The 23,158-nt window shown below is 49.6% G+C and carries 17 protein-coding genes; 4 read left to right on the forward strand and 13 right to left on the reverse strand.

All coding sequences use genetic code 11. The features are described from left to right. Positions 1 to 5 precede the first annotated feature (5 nt). The 7 genes from KQJ23_RS00950 to KQJ23_RS00980 form a co-directional block, all read right to left on the reverse strand. The gene (locus KQJ23_RS00950; protein ID WP_216477039.1) at positions 6 to 2,240 is read right to left on the reverse strand and encodes a glycoside hydrolase family 3 N-terminal domain-containing protein; all 2,235 of its coding nucleotides are present in this window, start codon (positions 2,238 to 2,240) and stop codon (positions 6 to 8) included. A gap of 75 nt (positions 2,241 to 2,315) precedes the next feature. Then, positions 2,316 to 3,233: a carbohydrate ABC transporter permease gene (locus KQJ23_RS00955; RefSeq protein ID WP_044480411.1), complete on the reverse strand. Its 918-nt coding sequence runs from the start codon at positions 3,231 to 3,233 to the stop codon at positions 2,316 to 2,318. Positions 3,234 to 3,257: 24 nt separating this feature from the next. Continuing rightward, positions 3,258 to 4,187 (reverse strand): ABC transporter permease, encoded by a 930-nt coding sequence (locus tag KQJ23_RS00960; RefSeq protein WP_216476716.1) that lies wholly within the window; start codon positions 4,185 to 4,187, stop codon positions 3,258 to 3,260. Between the two features lie 81 nt (positions 4,188 to 4,268). Continuing rightward, on the reverse strand, positions 4,269 to 5,765 hold the full coding sequence (locus KQJ23_RS00965) for an ABC transporter substrate-binding protein (RefSeq protein WP_216476717.1): 1,497 nt from the start codon (positions 5,763 to 5,765) through the stop codon (positions 4,269 to 4,271). A 144-nt stretch (positions 5,766 to 5,909) separates the two neighbouring features. Continuing rightward, complete coding sequence (locus KQJ23_RS00970; RefSeq protein ID WP_216476718.1) at positions 5,910 to 7,436, reverse strand: response regulator transcription factor; 1,527 nt, start codon at positions 7,434 to 7,436, stop codon at positions 5,910 to 5,912. After that, a complete protein-coding gene (locus KQJ23_RS00975) occupies positions 7,429 to 9,264 on the reverse strand; it encodes a sensor histidine kinase (protein ID WP_216476719.1) in 1,836 nt (611 codons plus the stop codon). Before KQJ23_RS00975 ends, KQJ23_RS00970 begins: the two co-directional genes overlap by 8 nt. 132 nt (positions 9,265 to 9,396) lie before the next feature. Further along, complete coding sequence (locus tag KQJ23_RS00980) at positions 9,397 to 10,272, reverse strand: AraC family transcriptional regulator (RefSeq protein WP_216476720.1); 876 nt, start codon at positions 10,270 to 10,272, stop codon at positions 9,397 to 9,399. A 282-nt stretch (positions 10,273 to 10,554) separates the two neighbouring features. On the opposite strand from KQJ23_RS00980, the gene KQJ23_RS00985 reads away from it, so the two are divergent. After that, positions 10,555 to 11,184 carry an HD domain-containing protein gene (locus KQJ23_RS00985; RefSeq protein WP_216476721.1) on the forward strand — a complete coding sequence of 210 codons (630 nt, stop codon included), beginning with the start codon at positions 10,555 to 10,557 and terminating at the stop codon, positions 11,182 to 11,184. A 130-nt stretch (positions 11,185 to 11,314) separates the two neighbouring features. Here KQJ23_RS00985 and KQJ23_RS00990 read toward each other — a convergent pair whose 3' ends face one another. From KQJ23_RS00990 to xylA, 3 genes are all read right to left on the reverse strand, one after another. Beyond that, entirely contained in the window at positions 11,315 to 11,524 is a 210-nt protein-coding gene (locus KQJ23_RS00990) for a hypothetical protein (RefSeq protein WP_216476722.1), read from the reverse strand. A 190-nt stretch (positions 11,525 to 11,714) separates the two neighbouring features. Then, entirely contained in the window at positions 11,715 to 13,211 is a 1,497-nt protein-coding gene (gene xylB / locus KQJ23_RS00995; RefSeq protein ID WP_216476723.1) for a xylulokinase, read from the reverse strand. Between the two features lie 209 nt (positions 13,212 to 13,420). Further along, positions 13,421 to 14,737: a xylose isomerase gene (xylA, locus tag KQJ23_RS01000; protein WP_216476724.1), complete on the reverse strand. Its 1,317-nt coding sequence runs from the start codon at positions 14,735 to 14,737 to the stop codon at positions 13,421 to 13,423. Positions 14,738 to 14,940: 203 nt separating this feature from the next. Here xylA and KQJ23_RS01005 point away from each other — a divergent pair, with 203 nt between their 5' ends. Next, positions 14,941 to 16,122, forward strand: coding sequence for an ROK family transcriptional regulator (locus tag KQJ23_RS01005; protein WP_216476725.1), 1,182 nt, complete (start codon positions 14,941 to 14,943; stop codon positions 16,120 to 16,122). A 25-nt stretch (positions 16,123 to 16,147) separates the two neighbouring features. On the opposite strand, the gene KQJ23_RS01010 is transcribed toward KQJ23_RS01005, so the two are convergent. Next, entirely contained in the window at positions 16,148 to 19,192 is a 3,045-nt protein-coding gene (locus KQJ23_RS01010; RefSeq protein WP_216476726.1) for an EAL domain-containing protein, read from the reverse strand. A gap of 156 nt (positions 19,193 to 19,348) precedes the next feature. Then, positions 19,349 to 20,131 (reverse strand): formate/nitrite transporter family protein, encoded by a 783-nt coding sequence (locus tag KQJ23_RS01015; RefSeq protein WP_216476727.1) that lies wholly within the window; start codon positions 20,129 to 20,131, stop codon positions 19,349 to 19,351. Between the two features lie 132 nt (positions 20,132 to 20,263). Here KQJ23_RS01015 and KQJ23_RS01020 point away from each other — a divergent pair, with 132 nt between their 5' ends. Further along, on the forward strand, positions 20,264 to 20,434 hold the full coding sequence (locus tag KQJ23_RS01020) for a hypothetical protein (protein ID WP_216476728.1): 171 nt from the start codon (positions 20,264 to 20,266) through the stop codon (positions 20,432 to 20,434). 167 nt (positions 20,435 to 20,601) lie between these two features. Continuing rightward, complete coding sequence (locus tag KQJ23_RS01025) at positions 20,602 to 21,408, forward strand: hypothetical protein (RefSeq protein ID WP_216476729.1); 807 nt, start codon at positions 20,602 to 20,604, stop codon at positions 21,406 to 21,408. Between the two features lie 3 nt (positions 21,409 to 21,411). On the opposite strand, the gene KQJ23_RS01030 is transcribed toward KQJ23_RS01025, so the two are convergent. Further along, complete coding sequence (locus KQJ23_RS01030) at positions 21,412 to 22,899, reverse strand: glutamate synthase subunit beta (protein ID WP_216476730.1); 1,488 nt, start codon at positions 22,897 to 22,899, stop codon at positions 21,412 to 21,414. Between the last annotated feature and the right edge of the window lie 259 nt (positions 22,900 to 23,158).

A 23,158-nucleotide genomic window follows, 5' to 3' on the forward strand; every position in this document is an offset into this window, starting at 1 on the left:
ATATATTAGTCCTCCCGCACAATAAAATTGGCGCTCAGCAGTTCATTGACATGCTTGCCGACATGCACTTGGAATTCTCCAGGCTCGACCACCGGCTCGTAGTTGGCTCCGATGTATTGCAGCTGTTCCGGCCCTACGGTAAATTCAACCGTCCGAGATTCGCCCGGCTGTAAAAATACCTTGCGGAAGCCCTTCAGCTCTTTGCCTGGGCGAGTAACTGTGCTCGCGACATCCGTCACGTACAGTTGAACCACTTCAGCCCCTGCGCATTGCCCTGTGTTCTTCACTTCAACCCGCACCTGAACCTCTTCATGCTTATGGATGCTGTCCGAAGAGACACTTAGCTTGTCGTAAGTAAACTCCGTATAGCTGAGTCCAAAGCCGAAAGGATATCTTGGCTGCGAGTCCGCTTCCAGATAGCGTTTGCCGCGCGAGCGCTTGCCGTTGTAATACACCGGAAGCTGTCCAACATGCTTCGGAATGGAAACGGTCAAGCGTCCGGACGGGTTCACATCGCCGAACAAAATATCCGCCACGGCATGGCCTCCCTCTTGGCCTGGGTACCAGGCCTCCAGGATCGCATCCGCATGCTCATCGATCCAAGGCTCGGCGATTGGCCGGCCATTGATATAGACGACAACCAACGGTTTGCCCAGCTTATGAATCTCTTGAATCAGCTCCAGCTGAACTCCCGACAGTGACAGCGACAAGCGGTCAATGCCTTCGCCGCAGTCCATATCACTCTCCGAGTTGCCAGTTACTTTGGAAGCGCCTGTCTTGAGGTCGATACTTCCTTCACCGAAATCGCGGGCACTGGAACCGCCCACGACCATAACTACCGTATCTGCCTCCGCTGCTGTAGACAAGGCAAATTCAAAGCCTTCCCGGGAATCGCCCTTGATCCGGCAACCCGGCGCATACAGCACTTGCTCTGGCGAATCCGCCAGTCTGCTGCGGATGCCTCCAAGCACCGTCGTCACTTTGTCCCGAGGCTGCGGTGACGTATAATCGCCAAGTTGATTATACCCCACATCGGCATTCGGACCAATAACAGCGATCTTCCCGGCGCCTGGCGCCAGCGGCAATACCCCTTCATTTTTCAGGAGAACAATACCTTCCCCGGCCAGCTTGCGGGCCAGTTCCACATGCTCTGCGCTGCCGATCACCTGCTCGGCCCGCTGCGGGTCAGCATAAGGTGATTCGAACAGGCCCAGGCGGAATTTCAGCGTCAGAACGCGGCATACCGCGCGATCCAGCACTTCCTCTTCCAGTTGGCCTGCATGGACAGCCTCAACAAGATGCTTGCCGAACATTTCTCCGGACATTTCCATATCAATTCCTGCCCGGATGGCTTGAACGGCCGCATCACGGCCATCGGCCGCTACATCATGTCCGGAAGCCAGCATATCAATGGCGCCGCAGTCGGTGATCACCATGCCGTCAAAGCCCCAATCATTACGCAATACATCCTCAAGCAGTTCTTGGTTGGTCGTACAAGGTACACCGTCAATTTCGTTATACGCCGGCATGATCGAAGCCGCTCCTGCTTTTACCGCCTTACGGAATGGTAAGAGATCCACCTCGAGCAGCTCCCGGCGTCCCATATGCACCGGACCGGCATTTCTGCCGCCTTCCGAGCTTCCGTAGCCGACAAAATGCTTCAATGTCGCGGCTACGCTATCCTTTCCGTCCAGCTTCTCGCCTTGGAGACCCTCTACCGAAGCCACGGCCATTTCACTAATCAGATGCGCATCCTCGCCGAAGCATTCTTCGGTCCGTCCCCAGCGGGGATCGCGAACCACGTCAAGCACTGGAGAGTAGGTTACCGCTCCGCCCTGGCTGCGTGTCTCGCGGCCAACGGCACGGCACATTTCACGGTATAAATCTACGTTCCAGGTACTGCCAAGCGAGAGGGGAACCGGGAAGACGGTCGCACCAATGGCCATGTGGCCATGCGAGCATTCTTCTCCAATCAGGATCGGAATGCCAAGCCGCGAATTCTCGATCGCATAGCGTTGAATCGTATTGACCGCTTCGGCTCCCTCACGCGGAGAGAGGCCGCTTGCCAGCGTTACCCCTGTCCAGGGATCGGCTCGCAGCACGCCATATAGCGAGCCAACACCCGCTTGCTCAATTTGCTTTTTAAAAGCTTCGGTAAGACGAATTTCTCCGTTTATATGTTCATAGGTCTGCCAACCGAACGGTTGAACCAGCTGGCCGGCCTTTTCTTCCAAAGTCATTAGTCCAAGCAAATGCTCTACTCGTTCCGGAATCGGTTTTGTCCTGTCCTTGTAGATCAACTTCCTCGCTCCTTTTTATTCTTTAACTGCACCTACCGTAAGACCTTGCACGAAGTAGCGTTGGAAGAACGGATAGGCGAAAATAATCGGCAGTGTTGCAAGCACGACCATCGCCATCCGCGACGTATCCTGCGGAATAGATTGCAGCGCGGTCAAGCTGAGCGAGCTGTTTTGCGAGTTTTGCTGAATAAAGGCAATGCTTGATTCGATACGCATCAGCATCGACTGCAGTGGTACAAGGTTTGGAACATCGATATACAGCAAGGCATTAAACCAATCGTTCCAATATCCGAGAGTACTGAACAGACCAATCGTAGCTAATCCAGGGAGCGACAACGGAAGCACGATGCGCAAGAAGATGTAGAAATCTCCCGCCCCATCAATCCGCGCCGATTCAATGACCGCTTCAGGGACGCTGGTACTGTAGAACGTCCGCAAAATCATAATATAGAATGCATTCATAGCCAGTGGTAAAATCAGGGCCCACACCGTATTCTTAAGCCCCATAAGCTGGGAGACTACCATATAGGTTGGGATCATACCGCCGTTGAACAACATAGTTACGATCGCAAACACCGAGAAAAAGCGCCGGTACCGGAAGCTGTTCCGTGAAATGGCGTAAGCGTACAAGGAAATCATAATCAAACTGATAACTGTTCCGACCAAGGTGACAAAAATGGTCACTCCATAGGAGCGAAGCAGCATATCACCACTCTGGAATACATACCGGTAAGCTTCCAAGCTCCATTGAGCCGGAAGGATGCGGTAGCCATCCGTTGCCAGCGTCTTCTCATCGGTTAACGAGATGATCACGACGAACAGGAACGGAAACACACACAGAAATGCAAATATACCTGCAATCAGGTTCAGCACAACGTTCCAACCTGTACCTACCTGATGAAAGTCCTTATTTCTTCTAATTACTCCCGCCATTGTCTGACACTCCTTTCAGCTGTTTTAGAATAGGGCACTGTCTTTATCGATTTTTCGTACAACATAGTTGGATACCATGACTAAGGCAAAGCCGACTACCGATTGATAAAGACCAGCTGCCGTACTCATGCCGATTTCGCCGGATGTCTTCAGACCACGGTATACATAAGTATCGATAACGTTTGTAACAGCATAAAGCGGGCCGGAATCTCTTGGTACTTGGTAGAACAAGCCGAAATCGGCGTAGAAGATTTTCCCTACAGCCAGCAAGGTCATAATGATAATAATCGGAGACAACATCGGAATTGTAATATTCTTCACTTGTTGCCATTTGTTAGCGCCGTCGATCATAGCTGCTTCATAGAGTGATTTGTCGATACCCATAATGGATGCGAGGTACACGACGCTATTGTAACCAATGGATTTCCACAAACTCACAAAGACCAAGATGTACGGCCAATACTTCGCTTCGGAATACCATTGAATCGGATCTCCGCCAAACCAGCTGATAATTTGGTTGAACATCCCGCGATCCATGCTCAGGAAGCTAAACGCAAAATAGCCGACAATAACCCATGACAGGAAATACGGCAGAAACATACCGGTTTGATAAACCTTCGCCAATCTTTTGTTCACAAGCTCGGACAACAGTACGGCCATGGCCACCGACAGCACCAATCCGATAAAGATAAATGCAATGTTATAGAGCAACGTATTTCGTGTAATTAAAAGCGCATCATTTGTACTGAACAAAAACTTGAAGTTGTCCCAGCCCACCCATTCACTCTTTACAAGGCTAGCCCAGAACCCTTCTCTGCTGAAGCGGTACTGTTTGAAGGCAGCGATGGTCCCTACTAGAGGCATGTAAGAGAAGAAGAAAAACCAAAGCGCACCAGGCAACACCATGAAGAGCATGACTTTGTTTTTGAGCAGATTTCTAAAAAATGTGGCCACCTTATTCCCCTCCTGTCAAAAATAATGAAAAAGGATCGGGCGATGTTATCACCCGCCCGATCCCGAAACTTCTTTAATTAATTACTTGTTGTTCGCAGCTCTCCAGGCATCGAGCTGGGTTTGGGCCTCAGCAATTACCTTGTCAAGACCTGCTTCTTTGAACTTTTCAATCGCCTTAGGCAAGAACTCATCAGGCTCGACAGTACCTGTCATCAGGGAAGACCAGTATTGTTCCTTCACGTTTTGTACAGCTGCCATTTCTGAAGCAACCTTCGTGCTGTCAAAGTTGAAGCTCAGAATTGGCGAGTCAACGCCAGCAGCGTTAAAGGTCTTGAATTGCTCCCATTTATCATCAGGATCGTTAGCATTCAGGTAAAGGAGCATGTTGTTACCCAAGGAGTACGAAGGCATATCGTAGTTCTTCGACTCTGGCAGGTTTTCATAGTGTGTCTCATCTGTCTTGTTGTAGTGAACGCCTTCGATACCGGAGTCAACCATGTTGCGCAATACCGGGTCGGTGTTCAGCAAGTTCAGGAATTCCATCGCCTTTTCCGGATATTCGGAGTTAGCGGAGATTGCCATGATCGAACCTTGTACCGATGTGTTCGTGATGATTGCATCACTCGCTGGCGTAGAAACAACTGGGTAGCCATAGCTTTGGGACCAGAGGTTATCCGCAGACGGTTGAGTTTGCGCACGGTCCATGAACCACATCGAAGAAGTCATCAGGTCACTGGTGGAGCCGGTAGTTGCGGCTTCAGGAGCAATGTAACCTGCTTTGTAGTACTTACGCATCAAATTGAGAGCGTCTTTCATTTCTTGGGTTTCAAGAATGTTGACGATTTTATAATCTGTTGTATCAAGCTTTACAGCCATCGGCAGATTTTGAACTACATAGTCGTAAGGTACGTAAGGGACATAGTTCTTATCCATAGCGAACGCTGTAATCGTTGGCTCGTTTTCCTTGATGGTCTTCAAAAGCGGCTCAATGCTTTCCAAGGAACGGACGTTCGAGATGTCCAGGTTGTATTTATCAAGGAATTGCTTGTTGAAGCGCCATACTTCTTGTTGTGGCAACTCTTTGTTGGCCGGGATACCATAGTTATGGCCATCAACCTTGGATCCTTCGAGGAAGGCAGGGTCGATCGTGTTCTTCAGATCTTGTCCATATTGCTCTAACAGATCATCAAGAACCATGAAGGCTCCCTTTCTTGCATTCTGTACATAGTCAAAGCCGCCGGCGGAAGTGAAGATAATATCCATTGGCTCACCGGAAGCAACGTTTACTTGCATTTTTTGCTGGTAGTCGCCCCAGTCGACCATTTTCATAGTGATCGTCGCGTTAATTTTCTCTTTAGTATACTTGCTGACTTCCTCCATAACGCGATCCACATCTTTTTGAGGTGTCCCGATGGTGTACCAAATCAGGTTAACTGTCTTTTCCGAACCGCCGCCTGTCGACGTCCCGGTGTTACCTTCGGCTGCATTGTTGTTCTTGCCGCCGCAAGCGCTCAATACGAGCACCAGAGCCATCAGAGTAGCGAGTACGAAAGAAAAGCTTCTTTTACTATTTCTCATGATGATCCTCCCTTTTGAGATTGTTTCGTCTAACTTACAATTCAACCTTACCGAATGAAAGCCGTTACAAAAAGAATACAAACTAAATAAATCGAGGTACAAATTAAAGAAAATAAGCCTACAAGGTATGGAAGACCTATTTTATTAGTGAAGCGCTTTAAAATCGGTCGGCGATATGCCTACGTATTTCCTGAATTGCTTGTAGAAATATCCAATTTCCCAATACCCCACATTTCGGGCGATTTCATGCACTTTATGGTTGGTCACCTTCAAAAGCTCCTTGGCCTTTTCGATACGATATTTGTTGATATACTCCGCAAATGTCCCCCCTGTCTCCTTCAGAAACAGCTGTCCCAAATAAACCGGATGGATATGGTAATGCGCTCCAAGCGTTTTTAGAGAAAGCTCCTCCGCATAGTGACTATGGATATAGTTCAATACCTGATGGACTACCGGGCTTTTCACGTCTCTCATCAATGAATTGACCGTTATATCCGCCACTTCCTCCAGAATCTCTACCAACCCGTCAAAGGACTGGCTGCTCTGGATTTGACCGAGCGCTTGCTTGAAACTATCGGCTTCTTCAGTAAGCTTAATCTCCTGAAGCTCCATCTTGAAGCGAATGACCAATTCCATCGCGGCGCTCTGCAGATCATCCGGGCTCACACCTTCCCCTTGCTTAAGCTGCTCAAAATCATCGCGAATATTCTTCTTTAATTCTTCTATATCCCCGGATAAAATCAGCTTGCTGTATTCCGCCCAAGGCATGGAATGGCTGGAGAAGGACAGGCCTCGCCCTCTTTCCAATTGTCCGTACTCGATAAACAGCCGTTCAGGATAGACGATATAGTATTCGAGCGCCCGCTTGGCCTCTTTATAACTGAGCGAGGCCTCTTCCGAGACGGGTTCAACACGGCCCATCCCTATATGTACCGGACGACTCATGACAGACAGTTCCATCGACAGGTCCTCTACCAGATGAGTAAAGACTTTTCTCCCATCCTCTTGGCCCGCCAAGGAAGCAATGAGAACCAGGTCTCCATCCACATCCCGGCAAAGAGTGGCCTGTTCGTCCCGGGTATCCAGAAACCCGGTTACCCGCTCAAACAAGACGGACAGGTTTGCTTTTGTCCTCAGGACACAGACAGCGAAATACGGAGCTCGAAGCTCCAGATCCAGCAATCCGGCACGCTCGGCGAATTCAGGCGCTGCGATTTGCCCATTGAGCCAGCGGTACAGTGTATTATCCTTGAGAATCTGGACGTCATAATCATCGTACTGTTCCTTCGGCTGAATCCGGTCCAGCTTCTGAACCGTATTGCGAAGGGTGGACTCCAACTCCTCCACATTGATCGGTTTCAACAGATAGTTCTCGATACCCAGGCGCATGCCTTCCTTGAGATAGTCGAATTCGTTGAACCCGCTTAAGATGATGACCTTCATTTCCGCATGGAGTTTACGCACCTCAGAGATCAGGCTCAGTCCATCCATAACCGGCATCGAGATATCGGTGATCAGCAAATCGGCCGGCGTCGTCTTTAGCGCCTCCAAGGCCTGCAGTCCGTTCTCCGCATGTCCCACAATTTCCAGACCGAACAAGGGCCAGTCGACAATATCGTACAAGCCTTCAACAATAAAAGGCTCGTCATCCACAATAAATACTTTATACATCCTGAGCCTCAGCCTCCATTTCCTCCCGAACCGGGTAGCGTACGATAACGATAGTTCCACTTTCCGGAGAACTCTCAATTTCAATTCCGTACTCAGGTCCGTACAAGAAACGCAAGCGGCTATGGACACTTCTCAGGCCAAACATGCGGCCGGTCTCTTCCTCTCGTTCCAACTCCTCCCGGATCTCAGCCAACTGGTCAGGATCAATGCCCTTGCCGTTATCTTGCACCACTACCGTCAAAATATTCCCATCCTCCCGCACCTGAATCGTTAAACGATTGTCATAGCGGTCCGTCCGGATCCCATGGACAATATAATTCTCAACAATCGGTTGCAAGGATAGCTTGACTACCGATTGTCCGTATACTTCCGGCGCTGCCTGTATCTCGTACTCAAAGCGGTCCTTGTAGCGAATCCGGAACAGCTCCAAGTATAGTCGGCAAGCCTCCAATTCATCTTTAAGGGTGTAAACTCTCTTTTGCTGCACCAGGCTCTTGAACAAGACGGACAGGCTATAGATCATCTCCGCAACATCCTTGGCTCCCTGGGAGACTGCGCGCATTCGGATGACCTCCAATGTATTGTATAGGAAATGCGGATTGATCCGGGCCTGCAAGGCGACAAGTTCAGTCTGCTGTTGCTTGATTTCCGCTTTGAATACCCGGTCGATATATTCATTCAGCTCTTCCAGCATATCGTTAAAGCTCTTGGAAATCTGGCCAAGCTCGTCCTCTCTTGTGTCCGCGATCCGGGTTGTAAAGTCCCCTTCACGAACCTTCCGGGTAAAGCGAATGATATTATACATTCTTTTTGCAAAGTTGCTGATAAAGAGCGCGGGAATCAAAATGGCGAATAAAATACAGACAGAACTGATCAAGAGGATCGTATTCCGCAGCCCTTGGTAGGTTTTGGCTAATTCCTTTTTCGGCACAGTACTTAATACAGTGAACCCGCCCTGACTATGGGTTATCTTGGTCGCAATCAAGTCGTCCCCCAGTTCATCGTTGTCGTACACTGTGTTAAGCTCTTCGAAATGAGGATATTTCTTTCCTTGATAAAAGCCCGTGGAGTCAAACAGCACGCTTCCGTCTTGTGACAGAACTAGAATGGAGCCTTTGAGATCCTCTTTATAAAGCGCCAGACTGTTCCACACCTTATCTGTATCGTAATAGACTACTAATTGACCTATATTCTTGAGCGTCAGGGTATTGTTCACTGGAAAGCGTACCGAGTAGGTCGAGATGTTAGTCGTCTCGATGGCTCGGCTGACCCAGATATTAGACGGCCCCACCCCGGGCCCTTCCTGTTGATACATAACTTCCGGGATATAGGAGCGGGCCAGGTTGGTCGAGATAATCTTGAACTGCTGCATGTAGTTATAAAATACATAGAGCTGATGCTGATCTACGCTGTATAGCATGAGACTGCGGATATCCGGGTCATCGTCCACCTTGCTGCGGAAAAACATCACCATATCAGACGAGGAAATACCGTTATCTGTGTAAAATCGCTCCAAGCGATAGTTCACATAGTCCTGATACGGATGCTCCAAGAAGTAAGACATATTCACAGCCAGCACATCATCACGATAGACCTCGCGCACCGTGGACTGAATCGAATCATACTTTCCGCTAAAATAGTTACTGACCCTCTCAACCGCTCCTTTCTGGATGTCGAGTTGCCTTTGCACGGCAGATTCGGACATCACCTTGAACATTAGATAGGAGAAGGTAATGATCGTAACGATCGTGATCACCGAGAAGAACAGGATAATCTTCATAAACAAGTTGTTCTTGAAATAATTACGGTAAATGTATCGGATATGCATATCTTTCCTCCTTGGAAGCCTTGTCTCAATTATAGCATTGCCTCTCAAGGACTTCATGGCGCACCCTCTTGGCTTACGTCTATAAATATCGAACAGCCGGCCTGCTCCGTGAAGAGCAGCCGGCTGACATTGTTAGCTTTTCTTGATTACAGGAATCCAGATCTCACTTTTATAGTCAGGAACCGTTGTGTCCTTACCCTCATTCCAGAGCAATTCCGGTCCTCCCGTCAGTTCGTAGCCCGATGAAGGGAACCATTCTGAATAAATTCTTGCCCAAGTATCCTGCAAGGCTCTCGGAAATTCTCCTATCGCAGTGAACACCGCCCAGGTAGAAGCTTCCACCGGGAGCACCTCCCAACGGTCAGGAACCGTTCCTGTTGTGGCCACCCCGATATATTGATCCAGCTCCCCGCCTTCCTGGCGTCCCTCCGTGAAATTGGCAGATACACATACGATTCCTCCAGGCTCCGTATTCGAGATCCGCTTTAATTCAGCATAATCCTCCATCGTTAAACGGGTCCACATGGCGTCGATCTGAGGATTCGTTCCCTCATAAACCAACGCAATTCGTTCCATGATGCCTGCAATCTGAAAAGGCCCCTTTTCAACAATCCGATACTCCATGGGGTTACCTCCCTTAATCGTTAATTGAAAGGTCATGGGCGGAAAAGACTTCAGCCTGGAAGACCCTTTCCGGGCTTCTGACGGCGTAGTCCCGTGCCAGGCTTGAAATGCCCTGGTGAAGGAGTCCGGTGAATCATAGCCATATTTCAGAGCAAGATCAATGATCTTTTCGGTCTGGTTGAGCAGATCCATGCCGGCCAATGTCAACCTGCGATAGCGGACATATTCGCCAAGACTCATCCCCGACAAGAAGGAGAACATTCTCCGGAAATGATATTCCGAGCAGCCTGCAATTCGAGCGACACTGCGCATATCGATCTCCTCATCCACCAAATGCTCTTCAATATACTCCATGGCTAGATTCATTTGCTTCAGCGCTTCCATGCCATCGCTCCTCCTGTGCTCCTATCGTCCTGCTCCATTCCAGGTAATCTCATACCCAATTCCTTTCCACTGCATCATAACATCCAATATTCCAGCTTTACCCGACATTCCCTCTACGGAATTTGCAGGATTGAGGACAAAAGTTGGCAGCCCGGATGGAATCAAGAAATGGAGAGCACATATTCGTGGCAAATATCGGATGTTAATCGTCCATTAACAAATCACATTCATACTTAAATCTAAGCCGCACAAATAATCGCAGGCACAGAAAGGAATTCACGTATGGGAATTCATACCTACTTCTATTCATTGAACGACTTGGAGCGGATCATTCGCTGCCCTGGCCGATTCAAGCTTCAGGAGCACAGTGTATCCGCGCATTCCTGGAAGGTTGTCCAATACGCCAAGACCTTGGCCGATATCGAGGAGAGCCATGGGGTAACGGTAGATTGGAAAAAGCTATATGAAATCACCAGCAGCCATGATTACGGCGAAATTTTCATCGGGGATATCAAGACCCCTGTGAAGCATTATTCGCTGGAGCTTAGAGCCATGCTGCAGCAGGTCGAAGAGGGCATGGTCGCTCACTTCATCGACGAGCATATTCCCGAAGAGTTTCAGGCCATCTTCCGCAGACAATTGCGGGAAGGAAAAGACGACTCCGTGGAGGGGCGTATCCTGGAGGTAGCCGACAAGATGGATCAGATCTACGAGGCCTTTGCAGAACTTCAGTTAGGCAACACAGAAAAAGAATTCATCACCATGTACCGGAATGCGCTTATCAAAATTAAAGGCATCCAGCTGCACTGCGTGGATTACTTCCTCCAGCACATTCTTCCCGACATCGTCCAAGAAGGCTCACACTCCCCGGTCGATTTCGAGAAAATCACCAACGAAGCATTATCGTCTTGATGCTCGGAAAAATTGCTGTCCATCAAGGCTCCAAAGCTATCCAACACGTTCCCAAATTAAAAAGCCGGGCGAGAAAAGTGGCGATCCCATCTTATAATCAGGGGTCAGTCCCAGGTTTTTCGTCCAACTTTTATTGTTCGTTCGCTTTAGGCTTTCTGCGATTAATGCCGTTCTTCACTATAATCGCCGCACGAGCACCCACACCTGCAATTTTAATGCCTTTCTGCACTATAATCATCGCATGAGCACCCACGCCTGCAATTTTAATGCCTTTCTGCACTATAATCGCTGCATGAGCACCCACACCTGGAATTATAGTGACTTTCTGCACTATAATCATCGCACGAGCACCCACGCCTGCAATTTTAATGCCTTTCTGCACTATAATCGCCGCACGAGCGCCCGCACCTGTAATTATAGTGCCTTTCTGCACTTATTTCCGTAGCGAACGATGTGGCTTTGGTGAAGAAGGAGGACCCTCCCCTGCTCATCTGCAAGCATTCTTGGGTCCCCATAGTCTGCTTTGCGTATTAGCCGCGGAACTCTTGCAGCCCTTCATTCAGCGAACGGGTAGCCGCATAGACTTGCTGGTAAAGCTTGAACAAACGGCTATAGGCTTCGACATTGGCCGGTACCGGCTCATAGGTTTGCGCATAGCCGATAAATTGATCGGCGCAATCCTTGAGGCTGGCGAACCAGCCGCTGCCTACCGCTGCCATCATCGCTGCGCCCATCGCCGGGCCTTGTTCGTTCTTCAGCGAGACGACCGGAATGCCGAAAATATCGGCTTGCATTTGCAGCCAGACCGGATTCTTCGCACCGCCGCCGATGGAGATTACCCGGTCCACCTCGATGCCCGCCTCGCGGAACAAGGCAAGGGATTCAGCCAGCGAGAAGGTGATGCCCTCCATCACGGCACGGGCCAGATGCTCCCGGCGATGCGTGCCGGACAGCCCGATGAAGCTGCCGCGAATAACGCTGTCTGCATGCGGCGTGCGCTCGCCAACCAGGTAAGGCGTGAACAGCAGGCCGTCCGCTCCGGGAGGAAGCGAGCCAACAGGTGCGAGCAGCTCATTGAAGCCAAGCTCCGGCGCCAGCGAATCCTTGAACCAGCTCAGGGAATAGCCTGCCGCCAGGGTGACCCCCATGGCATAGAAGGCTCCCGGATGAGCATGGTTGAAGAAGTGCACCTTGCCGCCGAAGTCCTTGCTCTTGTCCTCCTCGTAGGTGAGGACAACGCCCGATGTACCGATGCTGCACAGCGCATCGCCCTTGCGGACAATGCCGGCGCCTACCGCGCCGCAGGCATTGTCCGCGCCGCCGCCGAACACCCGTGTGTTCGGCGAGAGGCCGCTCTGCTGCGCGAACTCCGGCAGAACCGTGCCGGTGTCCTCCGTGCTGCCGACGAGCGGCGGGCAGAACCCGGCCGGAAGTCCGAAGGCCGCTGTGATCTCTTCGCTCCACGCACCTTCCGGCACATTCAACAGCAGCGTGCCTGCGGCGTCGGAGATTTCCATCGCGACCTGTCCGGTCATCCGATAGCGCAAATAATCCTTCGGCAACACGAAGCGTGCAGCCTTCGCAAACAGCTCAGGCTCATGCTTTTGCACCCACAAAATCTTCGGCAGCGTAAAGCCCTCTAATGCCGCATTCCGGGTAATCTCAAGCAGGCTGTCTCCCAGCTTCGCCTCAATCTCCCGGCATTCCTTCGTCGTACGGGTATCATTCCACAGGATCGCGTTGCGAAGCACCTTGTTCTGCTCATCCAGCAGCACCAGGCCATGCATTTGTCCCGAGAAGGATACGCCTTCAATATCTTCGGCTGCCGCCTGTTTACCGTCCAGCAGCTCCTTTAGACAAGTCAGTGTTCCCTTTACCCATTCCTCCGGATCCTGCTCACTATATCCCGGGCGTTCTTGAATCAGCGGGTAAGAAGCTGTAGCCTCCCCCACAATATCTCCCTGCTTGTTTACCAGCACCGTCTTCACCGAGCTGGTTCCCAAGTCGATTCCGATTACGTACTTCATCGTCCGATACGCCTCCCTTGATCATGTATATAATTGAAAGCTGAATAAGTTGGAATTTCTGGCCTAGCTCCGAGAACGACAGCGATTGTAAGAACGCTTCACACGTTGCCCCCGCGTACAATTATTAGTCCAGCTTATATGAACCGAAAAAAGGGGACGACCAGGCGCCCCCTTTTTTAACGTTCAATCACTTGCAGCTTAGCACCTGCTTATTTGGTAGTGAAAATCAATTCGTTAAGACGCGCCTTCACCAGCTCAAGGTGGTTGGACTTGTTGCGAATGTCGCTATGCTCCAATGCATAAGCTTCCAAAGTCTTGAAGTTCGCTTTGCCGGACAGAATGTCTGCACCGATGCCGGACTTGAAGCTTGCATAGCGCTCGTCGATCAGGCCGTCGATGAATTTCTCTTCCTTCATACGAGCCGCAACCTTCAGACCCTTCGCAAAGGTGTCCATACCAGCGATGTGGGAGTAGAACAAATCCTCAGGCTCGAAGGAAGAACGTCTAACCTTCGCATCAAAGTTCACGCCGCCGGATCCCAATCCGCCATTTTCAATAATTTCGTACATGGCCAAAGTTACTGCATACAGGTCTGTAGGGAATTCATCTGTATCCCAGCCCAGCAGCATGTCGCCTTGGTTCGCATCGATCGAACCGAGCATATTGTTGATACGCGCTACGCGCAGCTCATGCTCGAAGGTATGTCCTGCCAGTGTCGCATGGTTTGCTTCCAGGTTAAGCTTGAATTTATCTTGAAGACCATATTTTTGCAAGAAGGCGATCGTAGTAGCTGCATCAAAGTCATATTGGTGCTTGGTCGGCTCTTTTGGCTTAGGCTCGATCAGGAATTGGCCGGTAAAGCCGATTTCCTTCGCGTAATCAACAGCCATTTGGAAGAAGCGGGCCAGGTTATCCAGCTCCAAGCCCATATCTGTGTTCAGCAGGGATTCATAGCCTTCACGGCCGCCCCAGAACACATAGTTCTCAGCGCCAAGCTCAACTGCAGTTTCCAAGCCCTTTTTCACTTGCGCAGCTGCATATGCAAATACGTCTGCATTGGAGGTTGTTGCCGCCCCGTGGACATAACGCGGGTTAGAGAACATGTTGGCGGTATTCCACAGCAGCTTCACGCCGGACTGCTTCATACCTTCCTTGATTTTAGCGACGATTGCGTCAAGGTTCTCATTGGATTCCTTCAACGTAGCGCCTTCCGGAGCAATGTCCGCATCATGGAAGCAGAAATATGGAGCGCCGAGCTTCTCCAGGAATTCGAAGTTCACTTCCACGCGTGCCTTCGCCAGATCCAGACCGGATACAGTCTCCCATGGGCGAACCATGTTGCCTTGACCGAAAGGATCGCTGCCGTTCATTGTCAGCGTATGCCAGTAAGCTACCGCAAAGCGCAGATGCTCCTTCATGGACTTGCCGAGCACCACTTCATTCTCGTTATAGTGCTTAAATGCCAATGGGTTGTTCGAGCCTGCACCTTCAAATTGAATCTTGCCAATGTTCTTGAAATAACTCACGTTACGTCCTCCTTACAATATAATGATCTTTTAAGTAAGCCCTTACATCAGTCTTGCCTTAATGATTTTGTCTCATGCTCTTTTCAACTCAATCCTATCACGTTATACTTAGTTTGTCCAGTGAACTAACTAAGTAATTTAGTAAGCATTTTTTATCTATGATATGATGGCGAATAGAAAAGCATGTGACCGGAGGAACTTCGATGAAAATTACGGGCGATCAGCAACTGATCAAGAAGATGAACAAAGGCATAGTTCTGGATACCATCCGGCAAAAACAGCCGCTGTCCCGGGCAGATATCTCCGCGGCGATCGGATTAAATAAAGCTACGGTATCCTCCCTGGTCGCAGAGCTTATTGACAGCCAGCTAGTCACCGAGATCGGGCCGGGCGAATCCAGCGGCGGCAGAAAGCCCACCTTGCTGTTGTTCAACAAACAGGCCGGCTATGCGGTTGGCGTGGACATTCGTGTGCATGATCTTCTTGTCGTCATTGTTGATCTGGAAGGCCATATAATTCGCGAGCAGAGCACTCCGCTTGCTGACTATACAACAGAGAGCGTAACGAATCAGATCAAATCCACGATCACTAAGATCTGTGCTGATCTTCCCGCTACTCCTTACGGGATCGTCGGAATCGGAATCGGAGTTCCCGGACTAGTAAATGAGACTCAGCAAGTCGTCTCTGCTCCCAACCTGGGCTGGAACAATTTTGATCTGGCAGGACATCTTCAGCAAGAATTTGCTGTGCCGATTCATATCGATAATGAAGCAAATGCCGGCGCAATCGGAGAAAAGCTGTACGGTGCCGGGCTGCATACCAATGATCTGGTCTATTTAAGCATCGGGGTCGGAATCGGCTCCGGGATTGTCGTAGGCGGGCAGCTATACCGCGGCACGTCTAATTTTTCCGGTGAAGTCGGCCATATGACCATCGCCGAGAATGGACCGCTTTGCCGGTGCGGCAATCATGGCTGTTGGGAGACGCTGGCTTCCGAGAAGGCACTGCTGGATCAGGCTGCGGGAATTTGGGGCGAGCAAGTCTCCACGATCGAAGAAGTGCTGGCAAAAGTAGAAGAGGGCAACAGCCAAGCTGCCACCCTCCTGAATGAAATCGGAACCCAGCTCGGCATCGGGCTGGCGAATCTCGTCAATATTTTGAACCCTGAAATGATCGTTATCGGTAACCGGCTGTCTCTGGCTGGCAAGCAGCTTGAACAAGCCATGCTGCACTCGATTGAGCAACGGAGCCTGTCTTATCACCGGAAGAAGACGCAAGTCGAATTTGCCAAGCTTGGAATTCGTTCCACCGCTCTAGGGGCGGCATCCATGCCAATTACAGCCTTCCTGGCAGATCCTGATGTCACCGTGCAGGCGGAAGCCTGAATAGGAGCAGCGGCAGCATAATACACTAAATATTCAGCCGCAGATTGCTGCCGGCAAGCGCCAATGCATCTTGCTCCGGCACAGGCCGGCTGATCAAGTAACCCTGGATCACATCACATCTGGAACGCTTGATATATTGGAGCTGCCGCTGAGTTTCCACCCCTTCCGCAACGACCTTCAACCCCATCTTTCTCCCGATCAGCACGATGGCTCTTGCCAAGGATCGGCTATCCCCCTCATCCGGAACCTGCTCAATGAAGGATTTATCGATCTTCAGTGTGGTGATCGGCATCTGCTTCAGATAACCAAGGGAGGAATAGCCTGTCCCAAAGTCATCCAGCGCAATGCTTACTCCAATATCTCTCAATACCGTCAGGCTGGCCACCATCTCGTCAAAGGACTCCATGATCGTGCTTTCCGTGATCTCCAGCTCCAGATATCGCGGATTCAATCCGGTCTCTCTCAATGTTTTCTGTACATTATCCGCAAAATCATCCTGCAGCAGTTGAATGACGGAAATATTGACCCCGATCAGAAAATCTCCATACCCTTCATCCTGCAGCCTTCTTCCGAACCGGCATGCTTCCTTGAGCACCCAGGCGCCGATTGGAATAATGAGCCGGCTGTCCTCGGCCACCTTGATAAAGTTCAAGGGAGAAACAAAGCCAAGCTCCGGGCTGTTCCAGCGAACCAGAGCCTCGAAGCCGGAAATTCGCTCTGAATGCAGATCGACCTGTGGCTGGTAATGCAGCAATAGCTCCCCGTTCTGTACCGCTTGACGCAGATACTTTTCTAATTGCACCCTTTCATAGAAGGCTTGCTGGAAAGCCGGAGTAAAGACCATATACTTCCCTTTTCCGGCCTCTTTAGCTGCATACATCGCCATGTCGGCATTTTTCAAGAGCTCCTCCGGATCGGTTCCGTCCTGCGGATACAGGGAAATCCCGATGCTCACCGATATATAAAGCTCACTGTCCTGGATATAGAACGGCTCCTTGAACATATCTATCAGCTTTTCGGCATAGCCTTCCGCCTGAGCAGCCTCTCTGATTCCTTCCAGCATAATTACAAATTCATCTCCGCCCAAGCGGAACAGCATATCCTCACTGCCGATTGCTTCAGTTAAGCGTTTGCTCGCCTCTGCCAGCAGCAGATCTCCTGCCTTATGTCCCAAGGTATCATTCACATACTTGAAATTATCGGTATCGATGAAAAATAAGGCCGCATGTCGATCTGGTGTCTCAGAAAAATTCTCAAGCTCTCTCATAAAATAATGACGGTTCGGCAATCCGCTTAATTCGTCATAGTAAGCCATATAATGCAAGCGGTCCTGAGAAAGCTTCAACTCATGAATATCAATAATCGAGCCTGTCATTCTCAGCGGTTCTCCGTTGGTATCAAATACAATTTTTCCACGGGCAAGGAACCAATGATATTCTCCACATTTCATCCTGAGGCGGAATTCGCATTCGAGCAGGGAACGAAGCTCTGCACAAGCTTTCCCAATCTCGCTCGCATAGACCACTGCGTCATCAGGATGAATAAGATCAGAGAGCATGTCCCGATTTACGTGGTCTTCTTCCTCATAACCCAACAGTTGAAACCATCTAGGGGAGTAGTAATTCTTGTTATGTATTAAGTCGATCTCCCAGATACCTCCGTTTGAGGCTTCTGTTACTGAGCGGTATCGTTCTTCGTTCCGAGCCAGCAATTCCTGATTATCAAGCAGCTTCTTATAGTTATCCGCCAATTCCTCCTGAGCTGCCGTCAGCTCTTCGTAAGTTGCCTCCAGCTCCTGATAGCTGTTCTGCAGCTTGATCTCGGATTCCTTCCGCTCCTGAATGTCCATCCCTGCGAGAACAAATACATCCGGATCCCCTTCCAGTCCTTGAATGGAGGTGGTTCGGAACAATAAGGCAATTTCTCCCTCTCCCTCTGAACGCTTCAGGATCACTTCACGGTCGACAGCAAATTGCATATTCAATGCTTCATCCAGCATTTGCAGCAATTCGGGATAGTTGTCATACATGTCCTCCAGCTCATCATAAGGGCGATCCTCTGCCTGTTCCTCTGTAATCCCGATCAGCCGCTCGGCATATTGATTCAACCTCACCGTTCTGCCGTCAGCCTTGACCGCCCAGATGAACAGATTCGCATGCTTCAGCACATCATTCGAGAATTCCCGCTCACCTTGCAGGGTTCTTCGCAGCCGCTTGATATACAGTCTGATCAGGATCGAGCCAACGATAGCCGAAATTACGATCAGGACGGCCGCCGTTATATATCGGTTGCGGATTTTCTCATTGTAGTAATCGGAATGGGTAAAGAAATATCTCTGATATAGCTCCTCGAACAAGGGATCACCTTGAACCTCGGTTATACGGGAATTTAAATAAGACACAAGCTCCGGGGAGTCCTTCCGGATCCCATAAGCAAAGTCAACCGGGTAAAGTCCTCCCAGCACCATCCGGATTTCATCACTCATGCCTTCACGAATCATCAGATAGTTAACCACTTGCTGGTTCTCAAACAGAAGATCGATCTTCCCTTCTCTTAGAGCATACATCCCTTCCTGAACGGTTGGAAATGTTGAGTAATCGGTAATTCCCAGCTCACTCTTCAACTGCTGCTCCGTATATTGTCCTGCACCTACACCGATCCTGTAACGGGACAATGTGTTCAAGGTGACTGCTTCCTCAAAATGAGTCTTGGCAAAAATTCCTGTCGTTGTCTTCATGATCGGCTTGGAGTAGCTGATTTCGCTTTTTCGTTCATCCAGCACGGCCATGAGGCCTACGGTGTCGACTTCTTTGTTGTTCAGCTTTGTATAAACCTTCTCCCATGCATCAAAGGAATAATAAATCGAGTATTTGTCTTCTTCAAACAAAAGGCGGGTCAGATCGAGGTCAAATCCGGCAGGATAACCATTTTGGTCATACTTGAAGGGCGGGTAATCCAGCTCGGACTGGTAGAGAATATTTTCTCGAGAGGCGGTTGCAGCTTCGGGGTTTAGTAGAAATGAAGTTACCACAATCACTAACAGGAATACTGAGCTTACGAGCTGCTTCATCCTTAACCCTCCCAGGCAAGATCGTCGTGGCACTTTGGTCATAGATTAAAATTTAGTTATATTTTAACATAGTTTACCTGCCCCATATAGGTTTTTTATCCTATTTTGTCGAAGGCCGCGGCACTTTAAGACTAATTCGGGAGGGGGTTGTGACCATCAGTCTTCATCCAGAAAAGGCTTGTTCACAAAATGATACATGTAGCCCATTAACAGGACTCCTCCGATCAGATTGCCGAAGGTAACCGGAACCAGATTGTGCAGAACGCCTCCGAAAGATATGGTTCCCGGGTGATTCAGCACAAGCGCGATAGCAAAAGTGCACATATTGGCAATACTGTGCTCGTATCCGGAAATAAAGAAGCAAAATACAAACAGCATCATCGCAAACATCTTTGCTCCATCACCTTGCAGGGACATAGGAATGAAGAAAGCCAGACATACAAGCCAGTTACACAAAATTGCGCGAAAGAACAGCTCCCACGCCGGGGAATGCATTTTATGCTCCACGACAGACAGCAAAAATGCGTTCACGGATTCGTCTGCAAACAGTCCTGTCAGAAAGATCAATAACGCGAAGACGCATGCCCCCAGAATATTCCCCAAATAACTCAGCACCCATAGGCGGACGACTTGAAGCCACTTCAGCTTCTTTCGAAGGGCTGCGTAGGTGTAGTAAAATGTATTGCCCGTAAATAAATCGCCTCCTCCATAAGCAATCAGGATAATCGCTGCACCGAATGTAATAGCCGCCATCGGATAGGTGAGCGGGGAATTTTCCAGATAGAAAAAGTTCCCCGTCTTGAAGGCCACGATTACGCCGAAGCCGATAAACATGCTTGCCAGCATGGCTCTTGCGATATAACGAAGCGGGCTCTGTTTAAAAATTTTGTATTTTTTCAGTGCGAGCTCTTCAACCTTAAGCAATGATTTTGTCTCCATATAGCCTCCTTGTATTTACAAACTAAAAATTATTGTGCATAATGATAAATATCACATTTGATAATGATTATCATTATTATCTTGTCCCGTATGAATATAAGTCCGTATCATTATATAAGGAGTATGAAGCCCATGAAAGTATCTACCCGCAAATCTTCCCTGCAAATCGATGACTATCTGGACCTTCTAAACTTGGCTACCAACCTTGGTGATCTGAAGTGGCGGAAGGAAATTCTCCGTAAGCTGGAATGTCTGCATGCCGAAATGCAGCTTCCCGAGCAATTATGTGAGTTATCCGAGTAATTGACAATTACAGGATTTTGAAGTATATTTTTTGAAAATAGAATCCGAAACTTGGGAAGCACCCGTAAGTCTGGCAGTGAATGCCGTCTTGCAGGTGCTTTTTTCTATGTCTCTTGATTCTATGCTTGCCCAATCTCTAAAAACCATGTAAACAAAGGAGCGATAAGATGAAGAAGTTTTTAATTATGCTGGTAACCGGATGTCTCTTGTTTGGTTTACCTCCGGTCTCCATACTGGGGGCCTCCCCGGAATTTACGGATTCCGTGAAAGACCAGCTAAAGCTCGCCGTAGAAGACGCGGGTGCCGTCCGAAAGAATTCGTTGACCAAATCATATGATTCACTATCAGCCATGCAGAAGGAGCACAAGACTTGGGAGAGCAAGAACACCAGCCTTCATAATACCAATGAGGCCAAATTAAGCAGTGTAAAGAAGAAAATTACCGAACTGGATTCCGCAAAAATCCGCCAATTAGAGCAAAAGGTCAGTACGGTTAAGCAGAAATATCAGCCCCTATTCGATTCATCGGCATTAACGAATAAGCAGCTCGCCTCAGCCAAGAAGCTGAAGAACAAAACCTTAACTAAACTGCTGCAAACACAAGCCGGCGGATTGAAGACAGCATGCACGCTGGCACGGCAGGAGATTCGAACGAGAGAGGCGGAACTAAAGGAAGCAAAGGCAGTACGAACTCGGAAAAGTGCAGAAATTCGTAAGATATTGGGAGAAATCGATACGTGGAAAGCCAAGATCAAAACCGAAAAAAGCTCCATCTCAGCGGCGAATAAATCCGCAGCCACCGAGTGGAGCAACTTCAAAGCTGCCTTGAAGAAAAAAGATACCGACCGGATTGCAGGTGCGCTGACCCGGTTGGATACCTTATTCTCGCAAGGATTAAAGTCCCGTAAAAATATAAATGCCTACGAGGTTAAAATTGCAGAAATTCTGACCAAGGCGGAGACAAAAATGAAGTGACAATTAGACGCGAAGCAGCCGGTCTGCTGTCAGGTATCGGGTAACAGCCTTGGCCGCTTGCCGGCCCTCTTGAATGGCCCATACAACAAGGCTCTGGCCGCGGCGCATGTCTCCTGCGGCGAACACACCTTCCACATTCGTGGAATACGTCCCTTCTGCCGCCTTTACATTGGACCGTTCATCCCTTTCAATACCAAGCTGTATCAGCAGATCATTCTCAGGGCCAGTGAAGCCAAGCGCAAGCAGCACCAGATCGGCCGGAACCGTACGTGCCGTCCCTTCGACCTCATGGGGAACGAGCCTGCCTTGATCATTATGCAACCACTCGATCTCTACAATTTCTAACCCGGTAAGTTGCCCGTTATCATCGCACAGGAATTGGCGGGTGGAAGTTAAGAACCGGCGCGGCTCCTCACCGAATACTTCGACTGCCTCCTTCTGTCCATAGTCCGTCTTCATTACCTTGGGCCACTCCGGCCATGGATTGTCCGGCTGACGGGATAGCGGAGGCATCGGCATTATTTCCAATTGATTCACGGACTTACAACCATGCCTGATTGCAGTCGCCACACAGTCCGTCCCGGTATCACCTCCGCCAATCACAATTACATGCTTATCCTTGGCAGAGATGTATCGTCCATCCTCCAGGCCGGAATCAAGCAAGCTGCGAGTATTCAAGGTCAGAAACTCCATGGCTTGATAGATGCCTTCGGCCTCTCTTCCCGGTATAGGCAAATCACGGGCAAGGGTAGCTCCCCCGCACAGCACAACAGCATCATATTCCTTCTTCAGGGAATCGACCGGAAGATCTTTGCCTACCTCGCAACGAGTCACAAACTTAATTCCCTCGGCTTCAAGCAATCGCACACGTCGTTCCACGGAATTCTTCTCCAGCTTCATGTTAGGAATACCGTACATTAGCAAACCACCAATTCGATCGGCCCGCTCGAAGACGGTTACCGTATGACCCGCCTGATTCAATTGGTCAGCACAGGCCAGACCGGCAGGACCAGACCCGACAACAGCAACCTTGTAATCTGTCCTTCTCTCCGGCGGCTCGGGCTGAATCCAACCTTCCAGGAATCCGCGGTCAACGATCGACTTCTCGATGCTCTTAATCGTCACCGGCGTTCCATGCTTGCCAACCGTACACGCGCCTTCACAAGGGGCCGGACACACTCTACCAGTAAATTCAGGAAAGTTATTTATTTTCTGCAGCCGCTTGAGAGCCTCCTTCCAGTTCCCCCGGTACACAAGGTCATTCCACTCGGGAATCAAATTGTGGAGCGGACAACCCGAAGCCATTCCGGAGAGCATGCGTCCAACATGGCAAAATGGAGTCCCGCAATCCATGCACCTCGCGCCCTGAGTTCTGAGCTGCTCCTCGTCCAGCGGAACGGAGAACTCCGCCCAAGAGGATATCCGCTCCAAGGGGTCCAATTCCCCGGGAACCTCCCTCTCATATTCCATAAATCCAGTTGCCTTGCCCATACAATTCATCCCCTTGTGTATTCGATTTTTAAAGTTCCAGCCTCACTATCGCTTCCCTGCTATAAAGCGTTAAAATGTCAGGACACAGCTGAACCCGTTCCTTCTAAATATAATTATGGTAGCATCGCAGCACTTCCCTAAGTAATGAAGAATATCACTGTTCCTATCCGCTCTGCCGGCAAAAAAATAGTCGGCCAGGAATAGATGCTCCTGACCGACTGGTATCTCGGTGTGCTATTAATTAAAATCGCCCTCTAGA

Source organism: Paenibacillus brevis (assembly GCF_018919145.1).
GTDB lineage: Bacteria > Bacillota > Bacilli > Paenibacillales > Paenibacillaceae > Fontibacillus > Fontibacillus brevis.

Coding starts and splice junctions, on each gene's coding strand:
- KQJ23_RS01010 (WP_216476726.1), bottom strand. CDS start 19,192: ATGAAGCAGCTCGTAAGCTCAGTATTCCTGTTAGTGATTGTGGTAACT.
- KQJ23_RS01015 (WP_216476727.1), bottom strand. CDS start 20,131: ATGGAGACAAAATCATTGCTTAAGGTTGAAGAGCTCGCACTGAAAAAA.
- xylB (WP_216476723.1), bottom strand. CDS start 13,211: ATGAAGTACGTAATCGGAATCGACTTGGGAACCAGCTCGGTGAAGACG.
- KQJ23_RS00990 (WP_216476722.1), bottom strand. CDS start 11,524: ATGATTATAGTGCAGAAAGTCACTATAATTCCAGGTGTGGGTGCTCAT.
- KQJ23_RS00985 (WP_216476721.1), top strand. CDS start 10,555: ATGGGAATTCATACCTACTTCTATTCATTGAACGACTTGGAGCGGATC.
- KQJ23_RS01020 (WP_216476728.1), top strand. CDS start 20,264: ATGAAAGTATCTACCCGCAAATCTTCCCTGCAAATCGATGACTATCTG.
- KQJ23_RS01025 (WP_216476729.1), top strand. CDS start 20,602: ATGAAGAAGTTTTTAATTATGCTGGTAACCGGATGTCTCTTGTTTGGT.
- KQJ23_RS00980 (WP_216476720.1), bottom strand. CDS start 10,272: ATGGAAGCGCTGAAGCAAATGAATCTAGCCATGGAGTATATTGAAGAG.
- KQJ23_RS01030 (WP_216476730.1), bottom strand. CDS start 22,899: ATGGGCAAGGCAACTGGATTTATGGAATATGAGAGGGAGGTTCCCGGG.
- KQJ23_RS00965 (WP_216476717.1), bottom strand. CDS start 5,765: ATGAGAAATAGTAAAAGAAGCTTTTCTTTCGTACTCGCTACTCTGATG.
- KQJ23_RS01005 (WP_216476725.1), top strand. CDS start 14,941: ATGAAAATTACGGGCGATCAGCAACTGATCAAGAAGATGAACAAAGGC.
- KQJ23_RS00955 (WP_044480411.1), bottom strand. CDS start 3,233: ATGGCGGGAGTAATTAGAAGAAATAAGGACTTTCATCAGGTAGGTACA.
- KQJ23_RS00970 (WP_216476718.1), bottom strand. CDS start 7,436: ATGTATAAAGTATTTATTGTGGATGACGAGCCTTTTATTGTTGAAGGC.
- KQJ23_RS00950 (WP_216477039.1), bottom strand. CDS start 2,240: ATGACTTTGGAAGAAAAGGCCGGCCAGCTGGTTCAACCGTTCGGTTGG.
- KQJ23_RS00975 (WP_216476719.1), bottom strand. CDS start 9,264: ATGCATATCCGATACATTTACCGTAATTATTTCAAGAACAACTTGTTT.